We start from the raw sequence: 20669 nt of genomic DNA on the forward strand, positions 1-20669 counted from the left end.
GGAATCAGCGCCATTGCGTGAGTCTACACGAAAACCTTCGAAACAGCGGCGTTTAGGCCGCTTCTGGGCACGAACGATGCTAAACGAGCGCTCGTTCGTGGCCCTGATTTAAAGCCTTTGAAAGCGTCAGGGCCGACGCGTCCGATGATGAGTCGAACGCAAGCCGGCCCTTCAATTACTTCGACATCTTCTTCGATAACGACCGCTTACAGCGCAGCAACGACCGCATCGCCCATCGCCGCGGTGCCGACCTGCTGGCAGCCCGGCGTCACGATATCGCCGGTGCGGTAACCCTGTTCGAGCACCTTCTTCACCGCGTTTTCGATGCGATCGGCCTGCTCCGCCCTGTTCAGCGAATAGCGCAGCATCATCGCGGCCGAGAGAATTGTGGCGAGCGGATTTGCCACGCCCTTGCCGGCGATATCGGGCGCCGAACCGTGCGACGGCTCGTACAGGCCCTTGTTGTTCTTATCGAGCGACGCGGACGGCAGCATGCCGATCGAGCCCGTCAGCATCGCCGCTTCGTCGGACAGAATATCGCCGAACATATTGCCGGTGACGATCACGTCGAACGACTTCGGCGCCTTCACGAGCTGCATCGCCGCGTTGTCGACGTACATGTGCGACAGCTCGACGTCCGCGTATTCCTTCGCGACGTCGATCACCACGTCTTTCCACAGTTGCGACGTTTCGAGCACGTTCGACTTGTCGACCGAGCACAGCTTCTTGCCGCGCTTTTGCGCAGCCTGAAACGCGACATGTGCAATGCGGCGCACTTCGGGCTCCGAATAGCGCATCGTGTCGAAGCCTTCCTTCGCGCCGGCGAACGGGCCGTCCGGCGCCTCACGCAGGCCGCGCGGCGAACCGAAATAGATGTCGCCGTTCAGTTCGCGCACGATCAGGATGTCGAGGCCCGAGACGATTTCCGGCTTCAGCGACGATGCGCCCGTCAACTGCGCGTAGCAGATCGCCGGACGGAAGTTCGCGAACAGCTGCAGATGCTTGCGCAAGCCCAGAATCGCCTGCTCCGGACGCAGCGCGCGCTCGAGCTTGTCGTACTTCCAGTCGCCGACCGCGCCGAACAGGATCGCATCGGCTTCTTTCGCGAGCTTCAGCGTCGCGTCGGGCAACGGATGACCGGCCGCTTCGTAACCCGCGCCGCCGACCGGCGCCTCTTCGAGCTCGAATTTTTCGCCAAGCTTGTTGAGCACCTTCACGGCTTCCTTGACGATTTCCGGACCGATGCCGTCGCCGGGCAATACTGCAATTTTCATGCGTGTTCCTTTATTCGTGTATGGCAGGACGAAACGTCGATCAGCCGATTAGCCGACGATGCGATGGCCGAGCCACGGCTGCTTGGCGAGCCGCTCCGCTTCGTACTGGCGAATCTTGTCCGACTGACGCAGCGTCAGGCCGATATCGTCGAAGCCGTTCAGCAGACAGTACTTGCGGAATGCGTCGACCTCGAACTGGTATTCAGCGCTGCCGTCGGTCTTGCGCACAACCTGCTGGTCGAGATCGATGGTCAGCTGGAAACCGTTGAACGCGTTGGTTTCGTTGAACAGATGATCGACCTGCTGTTCCGTCAGCACGATCGGCAGCAGACCGTTCTTGAAGCAGTTGTTATAGAAAATATCCGCGAAGCTCGGCGCGATCAGCGCGCGAAAGCCGTATTGCTGCAACGCCCACGGTGCGTGCTCACGCGAGCTGCCGCAACCGAAGTTCTGGCGCGCGAGCAAAACCGACGCGCCCTGATAGCGCGGCTGGTTCAACACGAAGTCCGGATTCAGCGGACGCTTCGAGTTGTCCATGCCCGGTTCGCCGTGGTCCAGATAACGCCACTCGTCGAACGCATTCGGGCCGAAGCCCGAGCGCTTGATCGACTTCAGAAACTGCTTCGGAATGATCGCGTCCGTATCGACGTTCTCGCGATCGAGCGGTGCGACGAGGCCGGTGTGTACGGTGAATTTGTCCATGACGCTGTGCCTCTTAACCCAGTTTGCGAATATCGACGAAATGGCCTTCGATGGCGGCCGCGGCAGCCATCGCGGGGCTCACGAGATGCGTGCGCCCGCCTGCACCCTGACGGCCCTCGAAGTTGCGGTTCGACGTCGACGCGCAGCGCTCGCCCGGCTCCAGACGATCGGAGTTCATCGCGAGGCACATCGAGCAGCCCGGCTCGCGCCATTCGAAACCGGCGTCGGTGAACACCTTGTCGAGGCCTTCGCGTTCCGCTTGCGCCTTCACGAGGCCCGAGCCCGCCACGACCATCGCGAGACGGATATTCGGCGCGATGCGGCGGCCGAGCTTCTTCACGACCCACGCGGCCGCACGCAAATCTTCGATACGAGCATTCGTGCACGAGCCGATAAAAATCTTGTCCGGCTTGATCGATTCGATCGGCAGATTCGGTTCGAGCGCCATGTACTTCAGCGCGCGCTCGATTGCATCGCGCTTGACCGGATCCTTCTCGCGTTCCGGATCGGGCACGCGGCCGTCAATCGACGTGACCATTTCCGGCGACGTCCCCCACGTAACCTGCGGCACGATTTCCGCGGCGTTCAGCTCGACCACACGATCGAAATGCGCGCCCGGATCCGACGTGAACTGCTTCCAGTACGTGACGGCCTGATCCCATTCGGCGGCCGTCGGCGAGAACGGCCGGCCTTTCAGATACTCGACCGTCGTATCGTCGACAGCGACCATGCCGGCGCGCGCGCCCGCTTCGATCGCCATGTTGCAGACCGTCATGCGGCCTTCCATCGACAGCGCGCGAATCGTCGAGCCGCCGAATTCGATCGCATAGCCGGTGCCGCCCGCCGTGCCGATCTTGCCGATGATCGCCAGCACGATGTCTTTCGCGGTACAGCCGCGCGGCAGCGTGCCTTCAACCTTGACGAGCATGTTCTTGCTCTTTTTCTGCAGCAGCGTTTGCGTGGCCAGCACGTGCTCCACTTCCGACGTGCCGATGCCGTGCGCGAGCGCGCCGAACGCGCCGTGCGTCGACGTATGCGAATCGCCGCACACGATCGTCATGCCGGGCAGCGTCGCACCCTGTTCCGGCCCGATGATGTGCACGATGCCCTGCCGCAGGTCGTTCATCTTGAACTGCGTAATACCGAACGAATCGCAGTTCGCATCGAGCGTATCGACCTGCAGCTTCGAAACGGGATCGGCAATGCCGTGACTGCGGTCAGTGGTGGGGACGTTGTGATCGGACACGGCCAGGTTCGCGCTGATGCGCCACACGGGACGCTGGTTCAGCTTCAGGCCTTCGAATGCCTGGGGGCTCGTCACTTCGTGCAGCAGATGACGGTCGATGTAGAGAAGCGTCGTGCCGTCGTCTTCCGTGTGGACCACGTGGGTGTTCCACAATTTGTCGTAGAGAGTCTGTGCCATGGTATGCGGGGTAGTAGTGACTACGAGCGAACTACAAAGCGATGCTGTCGGGCAATTATGCCACGCAGTGCGCTTCGGCTGCGCACGGAAATCTGAAAAAACCGATAGAAAACAGTAGCTTGGGTGGTAGTGTCGATACCTGTATGGGTGGCACCCGGCAACACCCGGCAACCCGAGCCATGCATGGCGACCCTTCGTGAAGGAAAACGAAGAACCCGCATTGCGTCAATCAAACCGGCACTGTGCTTGCAGTAGTGCGCGTTCGCTCGCGCCAATGAAAAACGCCTCAACGGCATTGAGCCCGTTGAGGCGTTTTTGTCATGCTTGCGAACCCGCGGCCTAAGTGACGCGCCCTAAGCCACGCGCGCGGCTTAGCGCTTCGCGATCGGCTTCGCTTCGCGCGGCGTATCGCCGATAAACAGCTGACGCGGACGGCCGATCTTCTGCTCAGGATCCGCAATCATTTCGTTCCATTGCGCAATCCAGCCCACCGTACGCGCCATCGCGAAGATGCAGGTGAACATCGAGGTCGGAATGCCAAGTGCGCGCTGCACGATGCCCGAGTAGAAGTCGACGTTCGGATACAGCTTGCGCGACACGAAGTATTCGTCTTCGAGCGCGATCTTCTCGAGCGCCATCGCGAGCTTGAACAGGGGGTCGTCGTGCAGGCCCAGTTCCTCGAGCACTTCGTGGCATGTCTCGCGCATCAGCTTCGCGCGCGGGTCGTAGTTCTTGTACACGCGGTGACCGAAGCCCATCAGCTTCACGCCCGAGTTCTTGTCCTTCACCTGCTTGATGAACTCGGGGATGTTGTCGACCGTGCCGATTTCTTCGAGCATGTTCAGCGCGGCTTCGTTTGCACCGCCGTGCGCCGGGCCCCACAGACATGCGATACCGGCTGCGATACACGCAAACGGGTTGGCGCCCGACGAACCGGCCAGACGCACCGTCGAGGTCGACGCGTTCTGCTCGTGGTCCGCATGCAGAATCAGGATGCGGTCGAGCGCGCGCACGAGCACGTCGTTGACCTTGTACTCTTCACACGGATTCGAGAACATCATCCGCATGAAGTTTGCGCTATACGACAGGTTGTTCTGCGGATAAACGAACGGCTGGCCGATGCTGTACTTGTACGCCATCGCGACCAGCGTGGGCAGCTTCGCGATCATGCGGATCGCCGATACTTCACGGTGACGCGGATTGTTGATGTCGAGCGAGTCGTGATAGAACGCCGACAGCGCGCCGACCGCCGCCACGAGAATCGCCATCGGATGCGCGTCGCGACGGAAGCCACGGAAGAAGAACTGCATCTGCTCGTGCACCATCGTGTGATTCGTGACGGTCTTGACGAACTCTTCCTTCTCCTGCGCGTTCGGCAGCTCGCCCTTCAGCAGCAGGTAGCAGGTCTCGAGGAAGTCTGCATTCTGCGCAAGGTTGTCGATCGGGAAGCCGCGATACAGCAGCTCACCCTTGTCCCCATCGATGTAGGTGATCGCCGAGTTGCACGCAGCCGTCGACATGAAGCCCGGGTCGTACGTGAACTTGCCGGTCTGGCCGTACAGTTTGCGGATGTCGATCACATCCGGGCCCAACGTGCCCTTGTAGATCGGCATTTCGACGCTCGGCGAGTTGTCGCTGAACGATAGCGTGGCTTTAACATCTGACGGGGTCATAGCACATCCTCAATCGAAAGTAGAAAACAGGGTTTCGATAATTGCACGCCTTCTCGGCCATGCTTGCGGTACGGTCGCGGTGGTGGTCCCATCACCGGCAATCCAGCCGCCGGTGCACAATCGGTCACACCCGCCGGTCACGCCGTGCGCAGCATGTCGAGGACCCGTCTGACGTCCGGGTCGGCCAGGTCGCCTTCAGGTTCCTTGCGGGTGAGCAGCAAGTCCATCAGGTCGTTATCGCTCAGCTCGAGCAGGCGCGTCAGCGCGCCAACGTCCGCATCACTGAGGTCATGCTCATATCGGCTGAAAAAACGTTCGAAGATCAGATCGTTTTCCAGCAGGCCGCGCCGTGCGCGCCAGCGTAGGCGCGCGCGGCGAAGAGGGTCGGACTGATGCGATGATTCGTCCATATCAGTACGCGCAGAACCGCTCCCTGGCGTACCGACTGCCCCCTCAGGGGGCAGCGATCGATGGGGAGCGTGGGGGTCACTCATATCAGACAGTGCGGCGCACCATCAATTCCTTGATCTTGCCGATCGCCTTCGTCGGGTTGAGCCCCTTCGGGCACACGTCGACGCAGTTCATGATCGTATGGCAGCGGAACAGACGGTACGGATCTTCCAGATTGTCGAGGCGCTCGCCGGTCGCTTCGTCGCGGCTGTCCGCAATGAAGCGATAGGCTTGCAACAGGCCCGCCGGACCGACGAACTTGTCCGGATTCCACCAGAAGCTCGGGCACGATGTCGAGCAGCTCGCGCACAGAATGCACTCATAAAGGCCGTCGAGCTCGTCGCGCTGTTCCGGCGACTGCAGGCGCTCCTTCTCGGGCGGCGGCGTGTCGTTGATCAGGTACGGCTTGATCGAGTGATACTGGTTGAAGAACTGCGTCATGTCGACGATCAGGTCGCGCACGACCGGCAGGCCCGGCAGCGGGCGCAGCACAATCTTCTGCGGCAGATCGTTGAGGTTCGTCAAACATGCGAGGCCGTTCTTGCCGTTGATGTTCATCGCGTCCGAGCCGCACACGCCTTCGCGGCACGAACGGCGGAACGAGATCGTTTCATCGACGGATTTCAGCTTGACGAGCGCGTCGAGCAGCATGCGTTCGTGCGAGTCGATTTCGAGTTCGTACGTCTGCATGCGCGGCGCTGCGTCCTTGTCCGGATCGTAGCGGTAGATTTCGAATGTACGCTTGGCCATATTGTGGGTCCTTTGACTGGGGCTATGCCTGGAAGAGACGTGCTTAGAAAGTACGTGCCTTCGGCGGCACCGATTCGACCGTCAGCGGTTTCATGTGAACCGGCTTGTAGTCGAGGCGATCGCCTTCGCTAAACCACAGCGTATGGCGCAGCCAGTTTTCGTCGTCGCGATGCTCAAAGTCGCTCTGTGCGTGCGCGCCGCGGCTTTCCTTGCGTGCGTCGGCCGAGACCATCGTGGCGCGCGCCGCTTCGATCAGGTTCGCCAGTTCGAGCGCTTCGACGCGCGCGGTGTTGAACACCTTCGACTTGTCCTTCAGATGCACGTTAGCGACGCGGTCCTTCAGTTCGTCGATCTTTGCGACGCCTTCGGCGAGCAGCTTCGAGGTGCGGAACACGCCTGCATGCGACTGCATCGCCGCGCGGATGTCGTTCGCAATGTTCTGCGTGTATTCGCCCGACGACGACGCTTCGAGTTTCGCGAGACGTTCGAGCGCGCGATCGGCCGCGTCGGCCGGCAGCGGCTTGTGCTCTTTCATTCCGCTTGCGTGCTTGACGATGTGGTTGCCGGCCGCGCGGCCGAACACCACGAGGTCGAGCAGCGAGTTCGTGCCGAGACGGTTCGCGCCGTGCACCGACACGCACGAGCATTCGCCGACCGCGTAGAAGCCGTTGACCGGCTCTTCATGATCGCGCGACGTGCCGACCACCTGGCCGTGCATGTTCGTCGGAATACCGCCCATCTGATAGTGAATGGTCGGCACCACCGGAATCGGTTCCTTGATGCAGTCGACATTCGCGAATTTCAGCGCGATTTCGCGGATCGACGGCAGACGCTTCATGATCGTCTCGGCGCCGATGTGCGACAGGTCGAGCAGCACGTGGTCCTTGTTCGGACCGACGCCGCGGCCTTCCTTGATTTCCTGGTCCATCGAACGCGAAACGAAGTCGCGCGGCGCGAGGTCTTTCAGCGTCGGCGCGTAGCGCTCCATGAAGCGCTCGCCGTCCGCGTTACGCAGAATGCCGCCTTCGCCGCGCACGCCTTCGGTGATCAGCACGCCCGCGCCGGCCACGCCGGTCGGGTGAAACTGCCAGAACTCCATGTCCTGCAGCGCGATGCCCGAACGGGCCGCCATGCCAAGGCCGTCGCCGGTATTGATGAACGCGTTCGTCGACGCCGCGAAGATACGCCCTGCGCCGCCCGTGGCGAACAGCGTGGTCTTGCCTTCGAGGATATAGACGTCGCCCGTTTCCATTTCGAGCGCGGTTACGCCGAGCACGTCGCCGTCCGCGTCGCGGATCAGATCGAGCGCCATCCACTCGACGAAGAACTGCGTCTTCGCCGCGACGTTCTGCTGGTACAGCGTATGCAGCAGCGCGTGGCCGGTACGGTCAGCCGCGGCGCATGCGCGCTGCACAGGCTTTTCGCCATAGTTCGCGGTGTGGCCGCCGAACGGGCGCTGATAGATCGTGCCATCCGCATTGCGGTCGAACGGCATGCCCATGTGTTCGAGTTCGTAGACGGCGTGCGGCGCTTCGCGGCACATGAACTCGATCGCGTCCTGGTCGCCGAGCCAGTCGGAACCCTTGATCGTGTCGTAGAAGTGATAGTGCCAGTTGTCTTCGCTCATGTTGCCGAGCGACGCGCCGATGCCGCCTTGCGCGGCGACCGTGTGCGAACGCGTCGGAAACACCTTCGACAGCACGCAAACCGACAGACCCGCGCGCGCCAGTTGCAGCGACGCGCGCATTCCCGAGCCGCCCGCGCCGACGATCACCACGTCGAAGCGGCGACGCGGCAGAGAATTTTTGATTGCAGCCATTCTTTTACACTCTCCAGAGAATCTGCGCGGCGTAGCCCGCACACGCGAGCAGCCAGACGATCGTCAACGCCTGAAGGACGAGCCGCCTGCCGACCGGCTTGATGTAGTCCATCCAGATGTCACGAATGCCGACCCATGCGTGATAGAACAATGACAGCAACGTGACAAACGTCGCGAGCTTCATCCACTGGGTAGCGAAAATCGAGGCCCAGCCGTCATAAGAGAATGCATGAGCGGCGAAGAACCACACGAGCAGGATCACCGTGTAGATCGCCATGATCGCAGCGGTAATGCGCTGCGCGAGCCAGTCGCGCAGACCGTAGTGCGCGCCGACGACAAGGCGCTTCGAACCGATTCGGTTATTGGAGGACATTTTCTTAGAAGGCTCCGAACAGTTTCAGCGCGAACGCGATGGTCAGCACCGACGACACGGCCAGCACCACGATCGACGTGCTCTTGCCTTTTTCCTTCGACACCGCATTGTGGTTGGTGTCCATCATCAGGTGACGGATACCGGCGCAGAAGTGAAACAGGAAAGCCCACGCCAGAACCAGCGTGATCAGCTTGACGATGATGTTGGAGAGAAAGGCCTTGAAGACTTCGAAGCTGAGTTCGGAAGTGAGACTCTGATCGAAGAGGTACAGCAGGAACGGAAGGAAGATGAAGAGCAGTGCACCGCTCACACGATGCAGAATGGACACGCGCCCCGCTAGCGGAAGACGGTACGCCGTTAGAATCTGCCCGATACCGATGTTCCGGAATTCCGGCCTCGGCTTTTTTACGGCTTCAGACATGCTAGACCCCTACTATGTTGTCACACTAATCCGCGATTTTAGCGCCTTTTCATTCCGCGCTGCAGCGAACATCTGCTCAAGACTGCTTTATATCGGCGGAAACAAAGACGCTTTTCCAGCTGATGCGAGAACGGTTGCACCAAACGGCCGCCGCACGCTACGTCGGCCGTTACTTGCGCTGCCTGCCCGCATCAACTGAGGTCGTTCTGATAGTAATAGCCGGTTGTGACATACCAACCTCGCCGCACTTCGACCGGCCGATCGCCATACGTGTACGAGACGCGCTCGACCGACAACAGCGGAAAACCCGGCGGCACATGCAGCAGATCGGCGACCGTCGGGTCCGCCGCCACTGCGCGAATTTTTTCAGACGCGCGGATCATCCGCGTGCCGAATTCCGTTTCGAACATGGCATAAAGCGGGCCCTTGTATTCGGACAGACGCTCGAGCGTGAGCCCGCGAAACACACCGCCCGGCAACCAGATTTCGTCGAGCACCGTGTCTTCGCCATCGAACTGCAACAGGCGCCTGATCAGCACGACCGGGTCCGCCGGTTTCAGATCGAGTTGCCGTGCGATCTCCGCCGATGCGCGCATGCGCCGGCACTCGAGCAGCTTGCTGATATGCGGATGCTCGACGCCGTCATCGGCCAGTAATCTCAGGAAGCGAAACTGTGCACGGTCTTCGTTGTGCGTTGCAACAAACGTGCCCTTGCCTTGACGCCGCACGAGCAAATTGTCGGCGGCGAGTTCGTCGATGGCTTTGCGCACCGTGCCTTGGCTCACCTTGTAGCGCGCGGCCAGTTCGACTTCGCTGGGAATGATCTCGCCGGGCTTCCATTCGCCGGACTCGAGGCTCTGGGTAATGAGCGCCTTGATCTGCTGGTAAAGCGGGCTGAACGTAGGCGACGAAGACGATGTCGAAGCGGGCAAGCCTTCGCTTGCGCCCGCCGGGCCGATCAGATTCGAGGAGCTCGCCTGGTTCGAATTCATTCGCGCATTTCATCATAAAGCGCTGACCGCCGTCCACCTATTTCAGGTCAATACTTATGTCTTATATAAGACATAAGATACTGTTGACTTTGTCTCAGCCCGCTCCTACACTCCTTGTCGAGCAAGGGTTTGCGGGTAGTTTCCAGAATACGCGGCAGCGGCGGAATGCAAGCGAAAGCGTAGCCGGGAGCGCCGTTCCTGAGCATGCTGTGCCCCCTCAGTCCAGCTTTCGATTCGCCTGCCGTCCGCCTCACGAATGGCTTCACAAGATCTGAACCGGCGCTGCTCACGCGCACGATTTCAGGCTTATGCACCCCACTTCATGCGGCCTCATCGACGCTCGCCGAAATGCGCTATTGCAGGATTGCGCAGGTCGCAGCGAGCCACGCGCGCCGTCACGCCCCTGCGCAAAGAGTTCATCGAGTTTGCGACGCTTCGGCTGACGCGCATATAAAATGGCGTTTTCTCAAAGCGTCTGATGCACTAATCAATGCACTAACGCACTTAACGCACCGTCCTGGAGATTTCTCAATGGCTAAGCCCGCAAAGCGTGTTGCCGTCACTGGCGCCGCAGGTCAAATCGGTTACTCCCTGCTATTTCGCATCGCCAATGGCGACATGCTCGGCAAGGACCAGCCGGTGATCCTGCAGCTGCTTGACCTGCCGCAAGCGCAAGCCGCCGTCAAAGGCGTCGTGATGGAGCTCGAAGACTGCGCGTTCCCGCTGCTCGCGGGTGTCGTGGTCACCGACGACCCCAAGGTTGCGTTCAAGGACGCCGACGTCGCGCTGCTGGTCGGCGCCCGTCCGCGCTCGAAGGGCATGGAGCGTAAGGACCTGCTGTCGGCCAACGCCGAGATCTTCACGGTTCAGGGCAAGGCGCTCAACGATGTCGCGAGCCGCGACGTGAAGGTGCTGGTGGTCGGCAACCCGGCCAACACGAACGCCTATATCGCGATGAAGTCGGCGCCGGATCTGCCGAAGAAGAACTTCACGGCCATGCTGCGTCTCGATCACAACCGCGCGCTGTCGCAACTCGCGGCCAAGTCGGGCAAGCCGGTCGCATCGATCGAGAAGCTCGCCGTGTGGGGCAACCACTCGCCGACGATGTACCCCGACTTTCGCGTGGCGACGGCCGAAGGCCAGAACCTCACGAAGCTGATCAACGACGACGAATGGAACCGCAACGTGTTTATCCCGACGGTCGGCAAGCGCGGCGCGGCGATCATCGAAGCGCGCGGGCTTTCGTCGGCGGCATCGGCAGCGAACGCGGCGATCGATCACGTGCGTGACTGGGTGCTCGGCACGAACGGCAAGTGGGTGACGATGGGCATTCCGTCGGACGGCTCGTATGGCATTCCCGAAGACATCATCTACGGCGTGCCGGTGACGTGCGAAAACGGCGAGTACAAGCGCGTGACGGGTCTCGAGATCGACGCATTCTCGCGTGAGAAGATGGACGGCACGCTCAACGAGCTGCTCGAAGAGCGCGACGGCGTCAAGCACCTGCTGTAAGCATCGATGCGCAATAACCGGAACCTCGTTGCTGTGCGGCGGGTTCCGGTTTTTTACGCCCATTCAGTCAGAATCCACGGTTTCCAAACACGCTTTTGACGTCGATAATGCGCGCCCCCACCCCCGCCGAAGTGCTGTTTGACGGCGAAGCGCCACCCACCGTCCTGCCTGCCTGCGATCACTACGCCGGCAGCGAGAAGCTGATGCTCAAATCGCTCGCGCTGCAGCAGGAGCTCGGTCCGGTATTCGACGTCACACTCGATTGCGAAGATGGCGCGCAGATCGGCCGCGAAGCCGAACATGCGGAGCTGGTCGCCTCGATGCTCGGCAGCGAGCACGATCGCTTTAACCGCGTCGGCGTGCGTATCCACGATTTCGACCACGCGCATTGGCGCGATGACGTGCGCCTCATCCTGCGCGCCGCGAAGCGTGCGCCCGCCTATATCACGCTGCCGAAAATCCGCAGCGTGCCCGATGCCGCCGAGATGTGCGCCTTCATCGACGCGACACGCCGCGAACTCGGCATCGCGCAGCCGGTGCCGGTGCAACTGCTCGTCGAAACGCATGGCGCGCTCGCGCGCGCGTTCGACCTCGCTGCACTGCCGGGCGTGGAAGCGTTGAGCTTCGGCCTGATGGACTTCGTCTCGGCGCACGACGGCGCGATTCCCGATACCGCGATGCGTTCGCCGGGCCAGTTCGATCATCCGCTCGTGCGGCGCGCCAAGCTCGAAATCGCCGCGGCGTGCCATGCGCACGGCAAGGTGCCGTCGCATAACGTGTCGACCGAAGTGCGCGACATGAGCGTCGTTGCTAACGATGCCGCGCGGGCGCGCAACGAATTCGGCTACACGCGCATGTGGAGCATTCACCCGGCGCAGATCCAGCCGATCGTGGCCGCGTTCGCGCCGCGCGACGACGAAATCGCGACGGCCGCCGAGATTCTGCTTGCTGCGCAGGCCGCGCAATGGGGCCCCACGCGTTATCAGGACACCTTGCACGATCGCGCGAGCTATCGCTATTACTGGTCCGTACTGCGCCGCGCGCGCTCGACCGGACGCACCGTGCCGGAAGAAGCAGCGCCGCTGTTCGGCGACGCCGCCGGCGCCGGGGCCGCAGGGACACAAGGCTAATTGAAAAGGCTAACTACGGGACGGCACACAAGGAGAGCGCTGGAGATGAGCGACACGACGACGCAAACGCCTGCTTCGCAATCCGCTGCACAACCGGGCGGCACGGCCCAAGGCGCATTCAAACCGAAGAAATCCGTCGCACTGTCCGGCGTGACGGCGGGCAACACCGCCCTGTGCACGGTCGGCCGCACCGGCAACGACCTGCACTACCGCGGCTACGACATTCTCGATCTCGCGGGCGCCTGCGAGTTTGAAGAGATCGCGTATCTGCTCGTGCACGGCAAGCTGCCGAACGTCGCCGAGCTCAATGCATACAAGACGAAGCTCAAGGCGATGCGCGGCCTGCCCGCGAACGTGAAAGCGGTGCTCGAATGGATCCCGGCCGCCGCGCATCCGATGGACGTGATGCGCACCGGCGTCTCCGCCCTGGGCACCGTGCTGCCCGAGAAGGACGACCACAGCATCGCCGGCGCACGCGATATCGCCGACCGGCTGATGGCGTCGCTGGGCTCGATGCTGCTCTACTGGTACCACTACTCGCACAACGGCAAGCGCATCGAGGTCGAAACCGATGCCGACTCGATCGGCGGCCACTTCCTGCATCTGCTGCACGGCAAGGAGCCGTCGAAGTCGTGGGTGGACGCGATGCACGTGTCGCTCAATCTTTATGCGGAGCACGAGTTCAACGCGTCGACCTTCGCGGGCCGCGTGATCGCGGGCACGGGCTCGGATATCTATTCGGCGATCACCGGCGCGATCGGTGCGTTGCGCGGACCGAAGCACGGCGGCGCGAACGAAGCCGCGTTTGAAGTGCAAACGCGCTATCAGAATCCCGATGAAGCAGAAGCCGATATCCGCAGGCGCGTGGAGAGCAAGGAAGTCGTGATCGGCTTCGGCCACCCGGTTTATACGACCGGCGACCCGCGCAACAAGGTGATCAAGGAAGTCGCGAAAAAGCTCTCGAAGGAAGCCGGCAATACGAAGCTCTTCGATATCGCCGAGCGGCTCGAGACGGTGATGTGGGACGCGAAGAAGATGTTCCCGAATCTCGACTGGTTCAGCGCGGTGTCGTATCACATGATGGGCGTGCCGACCGCGATGTTCACGCCGCTGTTCGTGGTCTCCCGCACGAGCGGCTGGAGCGCGCACATCATCGAGCAGCGCATCGACAACAAGATCATCCGGCCGAGTGCGAATTACACCGGGCCCGAGAATTTGAAGTTCGTGGCGCTAAATAGGAGAAAATAGCGTCCGCTGTGCGCATTCGGGGCGCGCCCAGTCACCCCGGCGGCTCGGTTCCAGCCAGCCGCGCACGATTAATCGATATTAGATAGAAAGGTTCAATTGTCATGAAAAAGCTGCTGATCGCTGCCGTTGTCGGCGCACTGTCTTCGACGCTGCTGGTCACCGCGGAGAATGCTTCCGCCCAGGCGTCGAGCACGACGACCACGAAAAAAACCACTACCTCGAAGGCGAAAGCCCCGCAACCGAAGCGCCTGTTCAAGCGCAAGCCGAATCCGGCCAAGGAAGCGAAGGTCGATCCGATCCCGGAAGGCTCAGAAAAATGGACTTGTAAGGAAGGCCTGTCGTTCGACATGAAGGGCGACATGAAGCGCGACCAGATCGTCACGGTGCACTGGGCCAACAAGAACTACCAGTTGCCGCGCGAAGCGACGACGACGGGCGCCGACCGCTTCCACGACTCGGCGAGCGGCCTCGACATGGTCGTGATTCCGACCAAGGCGATGCTGTTCTCCGACAAGGAAGGCGAGCGTCTCGCCGACGAGTGCAAGACGGCTGCAATGATGCAAGGCGCACCGGCTCCGACGCAATCGAACGCGCTCGACAAGACGCAGTAATCGCCTCGCTGTCGTCGCCCTGTAGTAATCGACTCAAGCGAAGCAATTTCAGGCTTAACAGCAAACCTCGCAGGAAACCTCGATGTCCGCACCGATCTCAAACGTCCGTCCCGAACCGGACAAAGTCCTCGTCGATATTGTCGACTATGTGCTGAACTACAAGATCGACAGCGCGCTCGCGCTCGAAACGGCACGCAATTGCCTGATCGACACGCTCGGCTGCGGCCTCGAGGCCCTCTCCTACCCGGCCTGCACGAAGCTGATGGGACCGATCGTGCCTGGCACGATCGTCCCGAATGGCGCAAAAGTGCCGGGCACGCAGTTCCAGCTCGACCCGGTTCAGGCCGCCTTCAATATCGGCGCGATGATCCGCTGGCTCGACTTCAACGACACCTGGCTCGCCGCCGAATGGGGCCATCCGTCCGATAACCTTGGCGGCATTCTGGCGACCGCCGACTGGCTGTCGCGCAACGCCGTCGCCAACGGCAAAAAGCCGCTTGCGATGAAAGACGTCCTGATCGGCATGATCAAGGCGCACGAAATTCAAGGCTGCATCGCGCTCGAGAACTCGTTCAACAAGGTCGGGCTCGATCACGTGCTGCTCGTCAAGCTTGCGTCGACCGCCGTGGTCGGCCAGCTGATCGGGCTCACGCGCGACGAGCTGATCAACGCCGTGTCGCTCGCATTCGTCGACGGGCACTCGATGCGCACGTACCGCCATGCGCCGAACACGGGCTCGCGCAAGTCGTGGGCCGCGGGCGACGCGACCTCGCGCGCGGTGCGCCTCGCGCTGATCGCGAAGACCGGCGAGATGGGCTATCCGTCGGTGCTTACAGCGAAGACGTGGGGCTTCTACGACGTGCTGTTCAAGGGCAACGAGTTCAAGTTCCAGCGTCCGTACGGCTCGTACGTGATGGAAAACGTGCTGTTCAAGATCTCGTTCCCGGCCGAATTCCATTCGCAGACCGCGGTGGAAGCGGCGATGACGCTGCACGGCCAGCTCGCCGCCAAGGGCAAGCGCGTCGAAGACATCAAAAAGATCACGATTCGCACGCACGAAGCGGCGATCCGCATCATCGATAAAAAAGGCCCGCTCAACAACCCGGCCGATCGCGACCACTGCATCCAGTACATGGTTGCCGTGCCGCTGATCCACGGCCGGCTCACGGCGGCCGACTACGAAGATGCCATCGCGCAGGACCCGCGCATCGACGTATTGCGCGCGAAAATCGAATGCGTCGAAGATGTGCAATACACGAAGGATTATCACGACCCGGACAAGCGTTCTATTGCCAACGCCTTGACCATCGAGTTCAACGACGGCTCGAAGCTCGACGAAGTGGCGGTCGAATATCCGATTGGCCACAAGCGCCGCCGCGCCGACGGCATCCCCTTGCTCGTCGAGAAGTTCCGCACGAATCTGGCGCGGCGTTTCCCGGCAAAGCAGCAACAGGCGATTCTCGATGTGTCGCTGGATCAGGCAAAGCTCGAAGCGATGCCGGTCAATGAGTACGTCGATCTGTACGTCATCTAGTTCGTAGCAACGTCATTTCCTCGAAACCCCAGGAAAATACCATGGCCCACAACCTCCACAAAACACTCAAGGAATTCGACAGCGGTTCCGGCAAAGGCAAGTACTACTCGCTGCCGCAACTTGGCAAGGCACTGAACGTCAAGATCGAGCGACTGCCGGTCTCGATCCGTATCGTGCTGGAATCGGTGCTGCGTAACTACGACGGCAAGAAGATCACCGAAGAACACATCGAGCAACTGGCGACGTGGAAGCCGAACGCCGCGCGCGTCGACGAAATTCCGTTCGTCGTGTCGCGTGTCGTGCTGCAGGACTTTACGGGCGTGCCGCTGCTCGCCGACATCGCCGCGATGCGCGGCGTGGCCGAGCGCTCGGGCAAGAACCCGAAGTCGATCGAGCCGCTCGTGCCGGTCGACCTCGTGGTCGACCACTCGGTGCAGATCGACCACTTCCGCGAAAAGGATGCGCTCGACCTCAACATGAAGCTGGAATTCAAGCGCAATAACGAGCGCTACCAGTTCATGAAGTGGGGCATGCAGGCATTCGACACGTTCAAGGTCGTGCCGCCGGGCGTCGGCATCGTTCACCAGGTGAACCTCGAGTATCTCGCACGCGGCGTGCACAAGAAGAGCGATAACGGCGATACCGTGTACTACCCGGATTCGCTGGTCGGCACCGACAGCCACACCACGATGATCAACGGCATCGGCGTGGTCGGCTGGGGCGTCGGCGGTATCGAAGCAGAAGCCGGCATGCTCGGCCAGCCCGTGTACTTCCTCACGCCGGATGTGGTCGGCGTGCACCTGTCGGGCAAGCTGCGCGAAGGCGTGACGGCGACCGACCTCGTGCTGACCATCACCGAAATGCTGCGTAAAGCGAAGGTTGTCGGCAAGTTCGTCGAGTTCTTCGGCGAAGGCACGCGCTCGCTGTCGGTGCCGGACCGCGCGACGATCGGCAATATGGCGCCGGAATACGGCGCGACGATGGGCTTCTTCCCGGTCGACGAAAAGACCATCGACTTCTTCCACGGCACGGGCCGCACCGACGCGGAAATCTCGGCCTTCGAAAACTACTTCAAGGCGCAGGAGATCTTCGGCGTCGCGGGCGAAGGCGAAATCGACTTCACCACGGTGCTCAAGCTCGATCTCGGCACGGTCGCTCCGTCGCTGGCCGGTCCGAAGCGGCCGCAAGACCGCATCGAAATCGGCAACGTGCAGTCGACGTTCAAGGACCTGTTCTCGAAGCCGGTCGGCGAAAACGGCTTCGCGAAGAAAGCCGCGGACCTCGACGCGCAATACACGACCACCAACGGCGTGAACGTGAAGAACGGCGACATCCTGATCGCCGCGATCACGTCGTGCACGAACACGTCGAACCCGAGCGTGCTGCTCGCCGCCGGCCTGCTCGCGAAGAAGGCCGTCGAAGCCGGCCTCACGGTTGCGCCGCACATCAAGACGTCGCTCGCACCGGGGTCGCGTATCGTCACCGAGTACCTGACGAAGACGAACCTGCTGCAGTACCTCGACAAGCTCGGCTTCACGCTTGCCGCCTACGGTTGCACGACCTGTATCGGCAACGCCGGCGACCTCACGCCGGAGCTGAACGAAGCGATCACGAAGAACGACATCGTCGCGGCCGCCGTGCTGTCGGGCAACCGTAACTTCGAAGCGCGTATTCACCCGAACATCCGCGCGAACTTCCTCGCGTCGCCGCCGCTCGTCGTCGCTTACGCGATCGCCGGCAACATCACGCGCGACCTGATGACCGAGCCGGTCGGCAAGGGCAAGGGCGGCAAGGACATCTACCTCGGCGACATCTGGCCGTCGAGCGACGAAGTCAACGCGCTGCTCAAGTTCGCGCTCGACGCCGACGCGTTCCGCTCGAACTACTCGCAGCTCACGAAGAAGGGCGATCTGTGGAGCAAGATCGAAGGCGCGGAAGGCCAGGTCTACGACTGGCCGAAGTCGACCTACATCGCGGAGCCGCCGTTCTTCGGCGACGACTTCTCGATGGAGCCGTCGACGAGCATCGCTGCTGTGAAGGGCGGCCGTGCGCTCGGCGTGTTCGGCGACTCGGTCACGACCGACCACATCAGCCCGGCAGGCTCGATCAAGGAAGACTCGCCGGCCGGCAAGTGGCTGAAGGAAAACGGCGTGCAGAAGGCCGACTTCAACAGCTACGGCTCGCGCCGCGGCAACCATGACGTGATGATGCGCGGCACCTTCGCGAACGTGCGGATCAAGAACCTGATGATCCCGGCGAAGGCGGACGGCACGCGCGTCGAAGGCGGCCTGACGATTCACCAGCCGAGCGGCGAACAGATGTTTATCTACGACGCCGCGATGAAGTACATCGGCGAAGGCACGCCGACGTTCGTGTTCGCCGGCGAAGAGTATGGCACGGGTTCGTCGCGCGACTGGGCCGCGAAGGGCACGCAGCTGCTCGGCGTGAAGGTGGTCGTGGCGCGCAGCTTCGAGCGGATCCACCGCTCGAACCTCGTCGGCATGGGCGTGCTGCCGCTGCAGTTCAAGGGCTCGGACAGCATCCAGTCGCTCGGCATCACCGGCGAAGAAACGTATGACGTCGAAGGCCTCAACGACGACTTCAAGCCGCAACAGGAAGTCACGCTCGTGATCCATCGCAAGGATGGCGAAACGAAGCGCGTGCCGGTGCTGCTGCGTATCGATACGCCGATCGAAGTCGACTACTACAAGCACGGCGGGATTCTGCCGTTCGTGCTGCGCTCGCTGCTCGCCGCCTAAGCGCTCGCGAGTAGCCCGCCTGCTAGCGTTTTGCAGGTGCTGCGTCCTCGCAAGGGGGCGCAGTAACTTTAGAAGCCCAGCGATGCTGGGCTTTTTTTATGGCTCGACGGATTGGACCGGCTCGAGGGCGCTGAAGGCCGCCCGGCCCAATGGCGGCTCGGCCGTTGGTTCGGCGAAAATGCGTCGCAGGCAGGCGTCGAGCGCATCGAGACCGGCCGGCTTCGGCAGGACCGCGGCGAACAGCGCGTGCGGCACATGCGGCACGTGGGACACCTCGGCGCCGGCGCGCGCGGCCGCTTCGGCTGCGTCGGCTCGTTCGCCCGTCATCAGCACGACCGGTGTGACGCCCGGGCCCTCGCGGTCCTTCGCTCGAATACGCCTTGCGAGATCGACGCCGCTCGCACCCGGCATATGCAGGTCGGTGATGACCAGGTCGAAGCGTTGCCGCATCATGGCGGCGAGCGCGTCGTCGACGTCGGGCGCGACGATGCTGCGATAGCCGAGCACATCGAGTTGCCGCGCGACGACCCTGCGATTGATCTCGTTATCGTCGACGACGAGCACGAGGCGCGGCACCGCGGCGGCATCGGGAGCCGGGCCGGGCGCGACAGTGTGCGCGCGCGGCGGCCTGACGCGTACCCCATGGTTCACGCCTCGCAGCGCGCACACGCGCTGTACCGCGCTCCACGACAATGGATTCACCGACAGCGTGAACTGGCCGGAGACCTCACGCAATCCGCCCGGCGCGAATGCCTGGGATACCCGAATGAATCGGTCCGTGCACGATGACGCGGAAGGTGCCGCGTCTTCATCAGCAAACCAGAGATCGAGATGCTCCGGCGCGGGCATGCCGGCCGGCACGACGTCGACGCCGAGCCTGTCGAGCAGGTCGCACAACGCCACGCGCTCGTCGCGCGCGGCCAGATCGACGAAGGCCGTGCGCCGGCCGCGCGCCGATGGCAGACGTGCAAAACGCTCGACCGTAAACGGCGCATGGAACGCGACGCATACGCCGAACGTCGCACCGTGGCCGACCTCGATATCGCCGCCCATGCGCTGCGCGAGCACGCGGCAGAGTGCGAGGTCCGGATCGTCCGTTGCGCGCATGCCAGCCGGTGGGTTGGCATCGGTGGCATCAATGCGGTCGTCCGATGCAGGGTCGCCCGCTCGCGCCGCACTGGCCCGCCTTTCGCCGCTGACGCCGATAAACACGCGCTGCGCGCCGGCGTTCAAGGTCTCGCTGCGGGCAGCAACCGTGAGCCGGTCCGCGCCGGCCGATTCGATCGCGGCGGCGAGCAGATTGAACACGATCTGGCCGACGCGCTCGCGGTCGGCCAGCACCGACGCGGCGACCGTCCGGTCGATGCAGACGCGTAGTTCGACGCCTTTTGCCACTGCGCGAGGCGCGAGCAGCACGACCACGCCGTCGATCACGTCGCGCAGGTCGACCGGTGTCTCGTCGAGCACAATCGCACGCGCGTCGACCGGCGCCGGGTCCAGGCCGTCGCGAACTGTCTGCGCAAACGTCGCTAGTGCCGAGCGAACGACTTGCGCAACGGGCGTCGCGCCAAACGGCGCAGCCTGGGCGTGCGCGTCGTTCAACATCTCGACGATCGCCTGCGCCGGACCGCATGCGATCCGTTGCGCTCGCTCGGCCGCACGGGCGCGCTCGAGTTCCGCAGCGGCACGGTGCTGCTGGGCTTCAGTTTGCAGGTGCTCGATGTGCGCGTGTTGACGCGCGACAACGCTACGCAAGCGGGCGAATTCTTCCTCGACGCTACGCGCGCGGCGCAACGCGGCGGCGTTAACCGTGCATGAGCGTGACAGCGCGATCAACGCCGACACCACAATGCCGGTCGCCGGTGCGCCAAGCAACGCGAACGCACAAATCGAGGCAAGCGACGCCGGATGTTGTGCCGCGCCCGCACGCGCGGCCTCGTGCCAGCGCCGCACGCGCGGCCATGCGCCCGCCGGAATGACGGCGTCATTCATCGTTTC

17 protein-coding genes are annotated in these 20669 nt (G+C 62.5%); 6 read left to right on the top strand and 11 right to left on the bottom strand.

Translation table 11 applies throughout. The features are described from left to right. Nucleotides 1-206: 206 nt before the first annotated feature. The 10 genes from leuB to KZJ38_RS36255 all read right to left on the bottom strand — a co-directional run bounded on the left by leuB (nucleotide 207) and on the right by KZJ38_RS36255 (nucleotide 9877). Entirely contained in the window at nucleotides 207-1274 is a 1068-nt protein-coding gene (leuB, locus tag KZJ38_RS36210) for a 3-isopropylmalate dehydrogenase (RefSeq protein ID WP_219801796.1), read from the bottom strand. A gap of 48 nt (nucleotides 1275-1322) precedes the next feature. Next, the gene (gene leuD / locus KZJ38_RS36215; RefSeq protein WP_219801797.1) at nucleotides 1323-1976 is read right to left on the bottom strand and encodes a 3-isopropylmalate dehydratase small subunit; all 654 of its coding nucleotides are present in this window, start codon (nucleotides 1974-1976) and stop codon (nucleotides 1323-1325) included. A gap of 13 nt (nucleotides 1977-1989) precedes the next feature. Continuing rightward, nucleotides 1990-3399: a 3-isopropylmalate dehydratase large subunit gene (gene leuC, locus KZJ38_RS36220; RefSeq protein WP_219801798.1), complete on the bottom strand. Its 1410-nt coding sequence runs from the start codon at nucleotides 3397-3399 to the stop codon at nucleotides 1990-1992. 371 nt (nucleotides 3400-3770) lie between these two features. Next, a complete protein-coding gene (gene gltA / locus KZJ38_RS36225; RefSeq protein ID WP_219801799.1) occupies nucleotides 3771-5072 on the bottom strand; it encodes a citrate synthase in 1302 nt (433 codons plus the stop codon). A 137-nt stretch (nucleotides 5073-5209) separates the two neighbouring features. Then, nucleotides 5210-5482 carry an FAD assembly factor SdhE gene (locus KZJ38_RS36230; protein ID WP_219801800.1) on the bottom strand — a complete coding sequence of 91 codons (273 nt, stop codon included), beginning with the start codon at nucleotides 5480-5482 and terminating at the stop codon, nucleotides 5210-5212. A gap of 85 nt (nucleotides 5483-5567) precedes the next feature. After that, a complete protein-coding gene (locus KZJ38_RS36235; protein ID WP_219801801.1) occupies nucleotides 5568-6272 on the bottom strand; it encodes a succinate dehydrogenase iron-sulfur subunit in 705 nt (234 codons plus the stop codon). A gap of 43 nt (nucleotides 6273-6315) precedes the next feature. Continuing rightward, nucleotides 6316-8091 (bottom strand): succinate dehydrogenase flavoprotein subunit, encoded by a 1776-nt coding sequence (sdhA, locus tag KZJ38_RS36240; RefSeq protein ID WP_219801802.1) that lies wholly within the window; start codon nucleotides 8089-8091, stop codon nucleotides 6316-6318. A gap of 4 nt (nucleotides 8092-8095) precedes the next feature. Next, nucleotides 8096-8464, bottom strand: a complete 369-nt coding sequence (gene sdhD, locus KZJ38_RS36245; RefSeq protein ID WP_219801803.1) for a succinate dehydrogenase, hydrophobic membrane anchor protein — start codon at nucleotides 8462-8464, stop codon at nucleotides 8096-8098. Nucleotides 8465-8468: 4 nt separating this feature from the next. After that, complete coding sequence (gene sdhC / locus KZJ38_RS36250; protein WP_219801804.1) at nucleotides 8469-8885, bottom strand: succinate dehydrogenase, cytochrome b556 subunit; 417 nt, start codon at nucleotides 8883-8885, stop codon at nucleotides 8469-8471. Between the two features lie 191 nt (nucleotides 8886-9076). Further along, nucleotides 9077-9877 (bottom strand): GntR family transcriptional regulator, encoded by an 801-nt coding sequence (locus KZJ38_RS36255; RefSeq protein ID WP_219801805.1) that lies wholly within the window; start codon nucleotides 9875-9877, stop codon nucleotides 9077-9079. A gap of 531 nt (nucleotides 9878-10408) precedes the next feature. On the opposite strand from KZJ38_RS36255, the gene KZJ38_RS36260 reads away from it, so the two are divergent. From KZJ38_RS36260 to acnA, 6 genes are all read left to right on the top strand, one after another. After that, nucleotides 10409-11389 (top strand): malate dehydrogenase, encoded by a 981-nt coding sequence (locus KZJ38_RS36260; RefSeq protein ID WP_219801806.1) that lies wholly within the window; start codon nucleotides 10409-10411, stop codon nucleotides 11387-11389. Between the two features lie 107 nt (nucleotides 11390-11496). Further along, a complete protein-coding gene (locus tag KZJ38_RS36265; protein ID WP_219801807.1) occupies nucleotides 11497-12519 on the top strand; it encodes an HpcH/HpaI aldolase/citrate lyase family protein in 1023 nt (340 codons plus the stop codon). A 45-nt stretch (nucleotides 12520-12564) separates the two neighbouring features. Next, a complete protein-coding gene (gene prpC / locus KZJ38_RS36270) occupies nucleotides 12565-13767 on the top strand; it encodes a bifunctional 2-methylcitrate synthase/citrate synthase (RefSeq protein WP_219801808.1) in 1203 nt (400 codons plus the stop codon). Between the two features lie 101 nt (nucleotides 13768-13868). Beyond that, nucleotides 13869-14378: a hypothetical protein gene (locus tag KZJ38_RS36275; RefSeq protein ID WP_219801809.1), complete on the top strand. Its 510-nt coding sequence runs from the start codon at nucleotides 13869-13871 to the stop codon at nucleotides 14376-14378. Between the two features lie 82 nt (nucleotides 14379-14460). Next, nucleotides 14461-15912, top strand: coding sequence for a bifunctional 2-methylcitrate dehydratase/aconitate hydratase (locus KZJ38_RS36280; protein WP_219801810.1), 1452 nt, complete (start codon nucleotides 14461-14463; stop codon nucleotides 15910-15912). Between the two features lie 41 nt (nucleotides 15913-15953). Beyond that, entirely contained in the window at nucleotides 15954-18671 is a 2718-nt protein-coding gene (gene acnA / locus KZJ38_RS36285) for an aconitate hydratase AcnA (RefSeq protein WP_219801811.1), read from the top strand. 96 nt (nucleotides 18672-18767) lie between these two features. Here acnA and KZJ38_RS36290 read toward each other — a convergent pair whose 3' ends face one another. Then, nucleotides 18768-20663 (bottom strand): ATP-binding response regulator, encoded by a 1896-nt coding sequence (locus KZJ38_RS36290; protein ID WP_219801812.1) that lies wholly within the window; start codon nucleotides 20661-20663, stop codon nucleotides 18768-18770. Between the last annotated feature and the right edge of the window lie 6 nt (nucleotides 20664-20669).

Origin of the sequence: Paraburkholderia edwinii, from assembly GCF_019428685.1 — a bacterium.
GTDB classification, from domain to species: domain Bacteria; phylum Pseudomonadota; class Gammaproteobacteria; order Burkholderiales; family Burkholderiaceae; genus Paraburkholderia; species Paraburkholderia edwinii.

Excerpts from the sequence above, each read along its gene's own strand:
- gltA (WP_219801799.1), bottom strand. The coding sequence starts at position 5,072 with ATGACCCCGTCAGATGTTAAAGCCACGCTATCGTTCAGCGACAACTCG.
- KZJ38_RS36290 (WP_219801812.1), bottom strand. The coding sequence starts at position 20,663 with ATGAATGACGCCGTCATTCCGGCGGGCGCATGGCCGCGCGTGCGGCGC.
- KZJ38_RS36235 (WP_219801801.1), bottom strand. The coding sequence starts at position 6,272 with ATGGCCAAGCGTACATTCGAAATCTACCGCTACGATCCGGACAAGGAC.
- sdhD (WP_219801803.1), bottom strand. The coding sequence starts at position 8,464 with ATGTCCTCCAATAACCGAATCGGTTCGAAGCGCCTTGTCGTCGGCGCG.
- KZJ38_RS36265 (WP_219801807.1), top strand. The coding sequence starts at position 11,497 with ATGCGCGCCCCCACCCCCGCCGAAGTGCTGTTTGACGGCGAAGCGCCA.
- prpC (WP_219801808.1), top strand. The coding sequence starts at position 12,565 with ATGAGCGACACGACGACGCAAACGCCTGCTTCGCAATCCGCTGCACAA.
- KZJ38_RS36280 (WP_219801810.1), top strand. The coding sequence starts at position 14,461 with ATGTCCGCACCGATCTCAAACGTCCGTCCCGAACCGGACAAAGTCCTC.
- KZJ38_RS36230 (WP_219801800.1), bottom strand. The coding sequence starts at position 5,482 with ATGGACGAATCATCGCATCAGTCCGACCCTCTTCGCCGCGCGCGCCTA.
- leuB (WP_219801796.1), bottom strand. The coding sequence starts at position 1,274 with ATGAAAATTGCAGTATTGCCCGGCGACGGCATCGGTCCGGAAATCGTC.
- sdhC (WP_219801804.1), bottom strand. The coding sequence starts at position 8,885 with ATGTCTGAAGCCGTAAAAAAGCCGAGGCCGGAATTCCGGAACATCGGT.
- KZJ38_RS36260 (WP_219801806.1), top strand. The coding sequence starts at position 10,409 with ATGGCTAAGCCCGCAAAGCGTGTTGCCGTCACTGGCGCCGCAGGTCAA.
- KZJ38_RS36255 (WP_219801805.1), bottom strand. The coding sequence starts at position 9,877 with ATGAATTCGAACCAGGCGAGCTCCTCGAATCTGATCGGCCCGGCGGGC.
- leuC (WP_219801798.1), bottom strand. The coding sequence starts at position 3,399 with ATGGCACAGACTCTCTACGACAAATTGTGGAACACCCACGTGGTCCAC.
- leuD (WP_219801797.1), bottom strand. The coding sequence starts at position 1,976 with ATGGACAAATTCACCGTACACACCGGCCTCGTCGCACCGCTCGATCGC.
- KZJ38_RS36275 (WP_219801809.1), top strand. The coding sequence starts at position 13,869 with ATGAAAAAGCTGCTGATCGCTGCCGTTGTCGGCGCACTGTCTTCGACG.
- sdhA (WP_219801802.1), bottom strand. The coding sequence starts at position 8,091 with ATGGCTGCAATCAAAAATTCTCTGCCGCGTCGCCGCTTCGACGTGGTG.
- acnA (WP_219801811.1), top strand. The coding sequence starts at position 15,954 with ATGGCCCACAACCTCCACAAAACACTCAAGGAATTCGACAGCGGTTCC.